Source organism: Pseudomonas sp. RIT-To-2, assembly GCF_029623465.1.
In the GTDB taxonomy this organism is placed as follows: domain Bacteria; phylum Pseudomonadota; class Gammaproteobacteria; order Pseudomonadales; family Pseudomonadaceae; genus Aquipseudomonas; species Aquipseudomonas silvicola.
In genome coordinates, this window is record NZ_JAPYKM010000010.1 from 173008 (window position 1) to 180990 (window position 7983).

The 7983-nt window shown below is 64.7% G+C and carries 5 protein-coding genes; 2 read left to right on the top strand and 3 right to left on the bottom strand.

Annotation, left to right across the window (positions count from 1 at the left end; genetic code table 11):
* Positions 1-9 precede the first annotated feature (9 nt).
* Positions 10-1437, top strand: a complete 1428-nt coding sequence (locus QBK88_RS12055) for an efflux transporter outer membrane subunit (protein WP_277962207.1) — start codon at positions 10-12, stop codon at positions 1435-1437.
* A 69-nt stretch (positions 1438-1506) separates the two neighbouring features.
* Here QBK88_RS12055 and QBK88_RS12060 read toward each other — a convergent pair whose 3' ends face one another.
* From QBK88_RS12060 to QBK88_RS12070, 3 genes are read right to left on the bottom strand one after another with little or no spacing between them, the layout of a single operon-like run.
* Entirely contained in the window at positions 1507-2910 is a 1404-nt protein-coding gene (locus QBK88_RS12060; RefSeq protein WP_277962208.1) for an efflux transporter outer membrane subunit, read from the bottom strand.
* Entirely contained in the window at positions 2894-4078 is a 1185-nt protein-coding gene (locus QBK88_RS12065; RefSeq protein WP_277962209.1) for an efflux RND transporter periplasmic adaptor subunit, read from the bottom strand. The genes QBK88_RS12060 and QBK88_RS12065 overlap by 17 nt, the downstream gene beginning before the upstream one ends.
* Positions 4068-7289: an efflux RND transporter permease subunit gene (locus QBK88_RS12070; RefSeq protein WP_277962210.1), complete on the bottom strand. Its 3222-nt coding sequence runs from the start codon at positions 7287-7289 to the stop codon at positions 4068-4070. Before QBK88_RS12070 ends, QBK88_RS12065 begins: the two co-directional genes overlap by 11 nt.
* Positions 7290-7505: 216 nt before the next feature.
* On the opposite strand from QBK88_RS12070, the gene QBK88_RS12075 reads away from it, so the two are divergent.
* Entirely contained in the window at positions 7506-7919 is a 414-nt protein-coding gene (locus tag QBK88_RS12075) for a PA0061/PA0062 family lipoprotein (protein WP_268149978.1), read from the top strand.
* Positions 7920-7983: the final 64 nt, after the last annotated feature.

Consider the following 7983-nt stretch of genomic DNA (forward strand, 5'->3'; position numbering starts at 1 on the left):
GGTTAACCCATGAATGCTCTACTGCCTTCCCGCCTCTGTGTTGCCGTGCTGCTGGCCAGCAGCCTGCTGGGCGGTTGCATGGTCGGCCCGGACTACCACAAGCCCGCCGCGCCGGTTTCCGCTACCTTCAAGGAAGCCCAGGGCTGGAAAGCCGCCAGCCCCCAGGATGAACTGCCCAAGGGGCCATGGTGGGAGCTGTACCAGGACCCGCAACTCAATGCGTTGACCGCGCAGGTGCAACTCAACAACCAGAACGTCGCGGTGTATGCCGCCCAGTACCGCCAGGCCCTGGCGCTGGTGCGCGAATCCCGTGCCGACCTGTTCCCGACGCTTAGCGGCACGGCGTCCAGTACCCGCAGTGAAACGGGCACCGGGTCGTCGTCCGGCAGCACGTCATCCAGCGGCGGTGTCAGCAAGGAACATTCGGCCAGCCTCAGCCTGAGCTGGGAAGCCGACATCTGGGGCAAGCTGCGCCGCACCGTGGAAGAGGACCGCGCCAGCGCCCAGGCCAGCGCCGCGGACCTGGCCAACGCTACCCTCAGCGCCCAGTCGTCGCTGGCCCAGGACTATTTCCAGTTGCGCATTCTTGATCAGCGCATTGCCCTGTACCGCGAGACCATCACCGGCTACGAGCGCTACCTGCGGATCATTCAGAACAAGTATGACGAGCAGATATCCTCGCGTGCTGACCTGGCCACGGGCAAGACCCAACTGCAGAGCGCCCAGGCGTCCATGCTGGACCTGCAATGGCAGCGCGCCCAGTACGAGCACGCCATTGCCTTGCTGATCGGCAAGGCGCCGGCGGACTTCGCCCTGGCGGCCGACCCGGCCTGGCAATACCACGTGCCAAGCATTCCACTGGGCGTACCTAGCCGCCTGCTGGAGCGTCGGCCGGACATCGCCGCCGCAGAGCGCGACATGGCGGCGGCCAACGCCGCCGTCGGCGTGGCCACGGCTGCTTATTACCCGGACCTGACGTTGAGTGCCAGTGGTGGTTACCAGAGCTCGACCATCAGCAACCTGTTCTCGGTGCCCAACCGCTTCTGGTCCATTGGTCCGAGCCTGACGGGCACTCTCCTGGACTTTGGCGCCACCAAGGCGGCCGTCGAACAGGCACGACATGCGTACGACGCCAAGGTCGCCACCTACCGCCAGACCGTGTTGACCGGGTTGGGTGAAGTAGAGGATTACCTGGTGGAACTGCGCACCTTGGAGCCGGAGCTGGAGGCTCGCCGCAACTCGGCGCAATCGGCCGAAGAGTCGGCCTCGGTCAGTCGTGACCAGTACGAAGCGGGCGTGATCGACTACCTGGACGTCGCCACTACCCAGGCTACCAGCCTCAGTGAGCGTCAGACCTTGCTCAGCCTTGTTGCCACGCAGCTGGTCACCAGCGTGCAGCTGCAGGCCGCGTTGGGTGGGTCCTGGACGGGTGAGTGACCGCCTATGTGAAGCATCGCGGTCTGCCTGACGCATGGCGGCGCCCTGGCCCAGGGCGGCGCCGCGGCTTTATTGCCCGGCCTGCCAACCGCCTCCCAATGCCACCATCAACCCGACACTGGCTTGCAACCGGCGCGTCTGCACGTCCTGCAAGCGCCGCTGGGCATCCAGCGCAGCGGTTTGCGCGGTGACTACGTCGAGGTAGTTCACCGCCCCCGCTTCGTAGCTGTTCATGGCCAGGGTCTGCGACTGGGTCGCGGCATCCACCGCCGCTTGCTGGTCTGCCGCCTCCTGTTTCAGGTCGCGCAGTTGCGAGAGGTTGTCTTCCACTTCGCGCAACGCTTTCAGCACGCTGCCACGGTAGTGGGCGCTGGCTTCGGCGAATTCGGCCTTGGCCTGTTTCTCGGCACCGGTCAGGCGCCCGCCGGTGAAGATCGGCAGGTTGACCACCGGGCCGATGGCCCAGAAGCGGTTGGTGGCGCTCAGCACATTGCCCACGCCCATGTCCTGGCCACCGAAGTAGCCACTCAGGCTGAAGTCCGGGTAGAACGCCGCCTTGGCCACGCCGATGTTGGCGTTGGCGGCAAACACCCGGCGTTCGGCGGCGGCAATGTCAGGGCGACGTTGCAGCAGGGTGCTCGGCAGTTGCGCCGGCACCTCGGGCAGCGCCGGGAACGTGCCGATGGCCGCGAGTCTGAAGGTGGTCGCCGGCTCGCCCACCAGCTCGCCAATGGCGTGCTCGGTGAGGTTGCGCTGGTTGATCACGTCATCCAGTTGCGCCTGGGCCTGGGCCAGCTCGCTCTGGGCACGGGTCATGTCCAGTTCGCTGGCGATCTTGCCTTCGTAGCGGTCACGCGTCAGGGTCAGGGCCTGGGTGTAGTCATCCAGCGAGGCCTTGAGGATGGCCTGTTGCGCGTCCAGCCCGGCCAGTTGCAGGTACAGGTTGCTCAGCTGGCGCTGCAGGCTCTGGCGGGCTACTTCCAGGTCGTCGGCGGACGCCTGGGCCTGGGCGTCGCCAGCGGCTACGCGGTTGCGTACTTTACCCCAGAAATCCAGGTCCCAACCCAGGGTGAACGCCGCGGTGTTGGTGTTGTACACGTTAGGCTGATCGCTGCCGCGCAGCGGTTTGTTTTCCGACTGGCGCTGGCGCACGGACGAGCCGGTGGCACCGATCTGCGGGAACAGGCCGCCATGCAACTGGCTGGCGTAGGCCTGGGCGGCATCGAAATGCGCCAACGCCGCGGCCAGGTCAGGGTTGGCCTTGACCAGCTTGCTCTGGAGGTCGTTGAGTTGCGGGTCCTGATACAGCGACCACCAGTGTTGCGGGACGTTGTCGGCAGGCTTCGCGGCCTGCCACGGGCCGCTGTAATGCAGCGGTATCGGGGCGTCGGGAACCTTGTAGGTCGGCGCCAGCGAGCAGCCCTGGAGCACCAGGGCCATCGCCGCTACCAGGCGGTCAAGCTTTAGGCGCATGGGTATCTCCTGCGTCGGCCAGTTTCACCGGGTCGTTCTCGCGCAGCGAGTCCGGCGGGTTGTCGATCACCTGGTCGGTAGGGGCCAGGCCCTGGTCGATGAACAGGGTGGCGCCCAGGTCCATGCCGATGTGCACGTTGCGCAGGTGCACGTGCTTCTGCGCGTCCACCACCGCTACCTGGGTGCCTTGGGCACGGAAGATCAGGGCGCTGCCGGGGATGCTCACGCCTTGGCTGCCCGCCGGCACTTTGAGGGTGACTTCGGTGTAATCGCCGGCCAGCAATACGCCCTTGGGGTTGTCGGCGACGAACTGCGCCAGCAGGGTGCCGGACTTCATGTCGACGGCATTGGAGTTGCCCACCAGTTGCGCATCGAACTGCTCGCCCGGGTGCTCCGGCACGGTCAGGGTCACGTGCATGCCGGCGCGCACGGCGGCGGCGTAGTTCTGGGGTACCGGCACGTACAACCGCAAGCGGTGGGTATCAGCCACTTCGAACAGGTCTGGCCCGGCGTCGGCGTCGGCCTTGATCAACTGGCCGACGTCGGTATTGCGCGCCGTGACGGTGCCATCGAACGGCGCGCGCAGGGTCTTGTAATTGGACAGGTCGGTCAGCCGCGCGTAATCGGCGCGGGCAGCCTCCACGTTGGCCTTGGCGGCCGTGGCGTTGGCCAGCTTCTCGTCCACTTCCTGTTGCGAGACCGAGTGGGTGCTCAACAGGTGTTGCCAGCGCGCGGCGCTGGTTTCAGCCAGTTTCTCGTCCGCCTGTTGTTGCAGCAGGTGCGCATGGGCCTGGGCCAGTTGCTGGTCCAGGTCTGGGCTATCGATCTCAGCCAGTACCTGGCCGGCCTTCACTGGCGTGCCGATATCGGCTTTCCAGTCTTTCAGGTAGCCGCTGACCCGAGCATGGATCATGGCCTGGCTCCAGGCCTCCAGGTGGGCCGGCAGTACCAGGGTATCGCCGGTGGTGTTGTGGATCGGCTGGAACACGCTGACGATCGGCACCGACTGGCTTTCGGTCCAGGTGGCCACGGCGTCGTCATGGCGGGTGCGCGCGGCCAGGCCGTTGGCCACCAGCACCGCGGCCAGTGTCAGCCCGCCCACGCCCAACAACATCAGGCGCTTGCGCGACGGCTTCTTTTGCGTGGTCGGTAGGGTATCAGACGACATGGGATGTTTCTCCAACGGATGCTGTGGCGGTGCGGCGTCCATGCACGAGGCTGAACACCACCGGAACGAAGAGCAGGGTGGCCGTGGTGGCCAGAATCAGGCCGCCGATCACGGCGCGGCCCAGCGGTGCGTTCTGCTCCTGGGAGATGGCCAGCGGCAGCATGCCGATGATCATCGCCAGCGCGGTCATGCACACCGGGCGGAAACGGGTATAGCCGGCTTCCATGGCGGCGCGCAGGGCGTCGCCATGCTCGGCCAGGCGCTCCCGGCAGAAGCTGACCACCAGGATGGAGTTGGCCGTGGCCACACCCATGCACAGAATGGCCCCCGTCAGCGCCGGCACCGACAGCGAGGTGCCGGACAGGAACAGCATCCACACGATGCCGGCCAGGGCGGCAGGCAGGGCTGTGATGATCACGAACGGGTCGAGCCAGGACTGGAAGTTCACCACGATCAGCAGGTAGATCAGCACCACCGCGCCGAGCAGGCCCAGGGACAGGCCGCTGAAGGCTTCATGCAGGGCGTCGATCTGGCCGTGCAGGGTGATGGTGGCGCCTTTCGGCCGGTGCGGTGCGGCCAGGTCGATGGCTTTCTGGATGTCGCTGGCCACGCCGCCCAGGTCGCGGCCTTGCACGTTGGCGTAGATGTCCAGGGTCGGCTGGATGTTGTAGTGGGTGACCACCGCAGCGGTGTCGACGCGGTGGATGGTGGCCAGGCCGCCGAGAATCTGCGATTGGCCATTGGCACCGGTCACTGGCAGGGCTTCGAGCTCAGGCATGCTGCTGAGGCGGTACTGCGGCGTGGCGGCAACGATGGAGTAGCTGATGCCGTTTTTCGGGTTCAGCCAGTACAGCGGCGACACTTGGGAGCTACCGGCCAGCGAGGCGACCATGGAGTTGGTGACGTCACGCTCGGTGATGCCCAGGCCATTGGCGCGTTCGCGGTTTACGTCCACCTGCAGGGTCGGGTAGCCGTTGGACTGCTGGATACGCAGGTCGGCGATACCGCGGATGTGCTTGAGGGCACGCTGCAGTTCCAGGGCGTAGGCATGGTTGGCGGCGTTGTCGGGGCCGGAGATTTTCACGTCCAGCGGCGCCGGGGCACCGAAGTTGAGGATCTCGCTGCTGATGTCCGCTGGCAGGAACGAGAAGGTGCTGCCCGGGAAACTGTGGGGCAGGACTTCACGCAGTTGCTTGACGTAATCGGCGGTCGGCTTGTGGCCTTCTTTCAGGCTGACGGAAATGTCGCCGTCCTGCGGGCCGGTGGTACCACTGGCGCTGTAGGCCATGTCGATACCACTGAGCGGGATACCGATGTTGTCGATCACAGTGTCCAGTTCACTGGCCGGAATCACTTCACGAATGCGCGCCTCGATGCGGTCGAAGGCGGCGGCGCTTTCTTCGATGCGGGTACCCACCGGCAGGCTGACGTGCAGCGAAATGGCGCCGGCGTCGGTGGCGGGGAAGAAGTCCTCGCCCAGGGTTGGCAGCAGCGCGAAGGACGCCAGCACACAGATCATGAAGCCGACCAGGAAGCGCTTGCGGTTTTCCAGGGCCAGGGCCAGCACGCCGTGATAGCTGTCGCGGATGTTGCCGAAGCGTTTCTCGAAGCCCACCTGGAAGCCCAGCAGGCCGCGCACGAACGCGCCGTGCTGCTTCTTGTGCTGGTCGCCTTCGTGGTGGTTGATGAACGGCTCGTCGGGGTGGCGGCCTTCACCGTCTTCCACTACATGAGGCTTGAGCAGGAACATGGCCAGGGTCGGTACCAGGGTACGCGACAGGATGAACGAGGAGGCCATGGCAAAGATCACCGCCAGGGCCATGGGCCGGAACAGGTAGCCGGCGATGCCTTGCAGCATGAACATCGGCACGAACACGATGCAGATACACAACAGGGACACGAAGGCTGGCCCGACGATCTGCGCCGCACCGTCGAGAATGGCCTCCTTCACCTGCTTGCCTTGTTCGAGGTGCCAGTTGATGTTTTCGATAGTGACCGTGGCATCGTCCACCAGGATACCGACGGCCAGCGCCAGCCCCCCGAGTGTCATGACGTTGAGGGTCTGGCCGCTCACGGCCAACAGGGCGATGGCCGACAGCACCGCCAGGGGAATGGAGGCGGCAATGATGATGGTCGAGCGCCAGCTGCCCAGGAACAGCAGGATCATGGCGCTGGTCAGCAACGCGGCAATGATGCCTTCACGGGCCACGCTGCCCACCGACTCTTTCACGAACACCGAGGCGTCGCCCAGCATCGAGGTTTTCAGCGACGGCGGCAGGGTTTCGTTGATCAGCGGGAACATGTTGCGAATGTCCTGGATGATCGACAGCGTCGAGATGTTGCCGTTCTTCAGGGCCGGCATCAGCACGGCGCGGCGGCCGTCTACCCGCACGATGTTGGTCTGCGGCGGCGAGCCATCACGGACGTGGGCCACCTGGCCGACGGTGATCACCGCGCCGTCCACCGTCTTGATCGGCAGGTCATTGAGCTGTTCGATGGCGTCCGGGCTGTTGTTCAGCAGCACCGTGTACTCATCGCTGCCCAGCTTGGCGGTACCCACCGGCACAATCTGGTTCTGCGCCGCCAGGGCGTTGCTCACGTCCTGGGCAGACAGGCCCTTGGCAGCCAGCGCCTGAGGGTCCAGGTCGAGGGTGATCTGGCGCTGCTTGCCGCCCATCGGGGTGGGCATGGCCAGGCCCGGCACGGAGGAAAGCGGCAGGCGGATGGAGTTCTGCACCAGGTCGCGGATACGCGCTTCCGACAGGGTAGGGCTGGAGAACGCCATCTGCAGGATCGGCACCGTCGAGGCGCTGTAGTTCAGGATCAGCGGTGGGGTGATGCCCGGTGGCATCTGCTTGAGCACGGTCTGGGAAACGGCCGTGACCTGAGCGTTGGCGGTACGAATGTCCACCCCTGGCTGGAAGAAGATCTTGACGATGCCCATGCCCGGCAGCGACTGCGATTCGATGTGTTCGATGTCGTTGACGGTGGTGCTGAGCGAGCGTTCATAGGTGTAGATCACCCGGCCGGCCATGGCGTCCGGCGACAAGCCGGTGTAGGACCAGACCACGGCGATCACGGGTATGCCGATATCGGGGAAGACGTCGGTAGGGGTCCGCATCGCGGACAGGGGCCCGATGATACAGATGAATATCGCCAACACGATAAACGTGTATGGCTTGAGCAATGCGGTCTTTACCAGCCCTAGCATGCCGGGAACCTCCAAAGGGTTTGCGTATGCTGGCAAGTCTTGCTGGAACCACCTAACACAAGCCTTTCACCAAGGTGAAAGATGTTTTATGGCGCGCCTGAAATTCGTTTCACGGGGATTCATTGGTGTTGAAAGAGGGGGCGGCCCAAGCTTGGCATCGATTGAAAAACGACCTGCCGGCGCAGGCCTCTTCCCCCTGATATCCGAGGAATACCCATGAACGCGAAAACGCTGATGCTGGTGCCCATGATGGGCCTGGTCGCCTTGCTCTCCGCCTGTGCTGGCCCCATGCCCAAGCCCAACCCGAACGATGCCTGGGTGGGCCTGAAGGAAGAAACCCAGGACTCGATGCTGGCTGAACAACTGGATGGCAAGAACCTGAAGGATGGCCGTTACTTCCAGGTCAAGCCGGGTGAGCACAAGCTGGAAGTGTTGTTGTATGAGGAGAGCACGGCCCAGCAGGACGACCAGACCTGCCGCGCGACCATCGATTACAAAGGCTTCAAGCAGGGCAAGCACTACACGCTGGTGGAAAGCAGCCTGGGCGAGACCAACCTGCGCGCCGACCTGAAGAATGACCAGGGCAAGACAGTGGCTTCTACGGACAGCTTTGATTGCATGTCGGGTTGAGTTTTGCGCGGCAAGGCTTGGGCTTTGCGGTGGTCTTGAGATCGAGCGCCGTCCACACGGCGCT

Coding starts and splice junctions, on each gene's coding strand:
- QBK88_RS12060 (WP_277962208.1), bottom strand. CDS start 2,910: ATGCGCCTAAAGCTTGACCGCCTGGTAGCGGCGATGGCCCTGGTGCTC.
- QBK88_RS12075 (WP_268149978.1), top strand. CDS start 7,506: ATGAACGCGAAAACGCTGATGCTGGTGCCCATGATGGGCCTGGTCGCC.
- QBK88_RS12065 (WP_277962209.1), bottom strand. CDS start 4,078: ATGTCGTCTGATACCCTACCGACCACGCAAAAGAAGCCGTCGCGCAAG.
- QBK88_RS12055 (WP_277962207.1), top strand. CDS start 10: ATGAATGCTCTACTGCCTTCCCGCCTCTGTGTTGCCGTGCTGCTGGCC.
- QBK88_RS12070 (WP_277962210.1), bottom strand. CDS start 7,289: ATGCTAGGGCTGGTAAAGACCGCATTGCTCAAGCCATACACGTTTATC.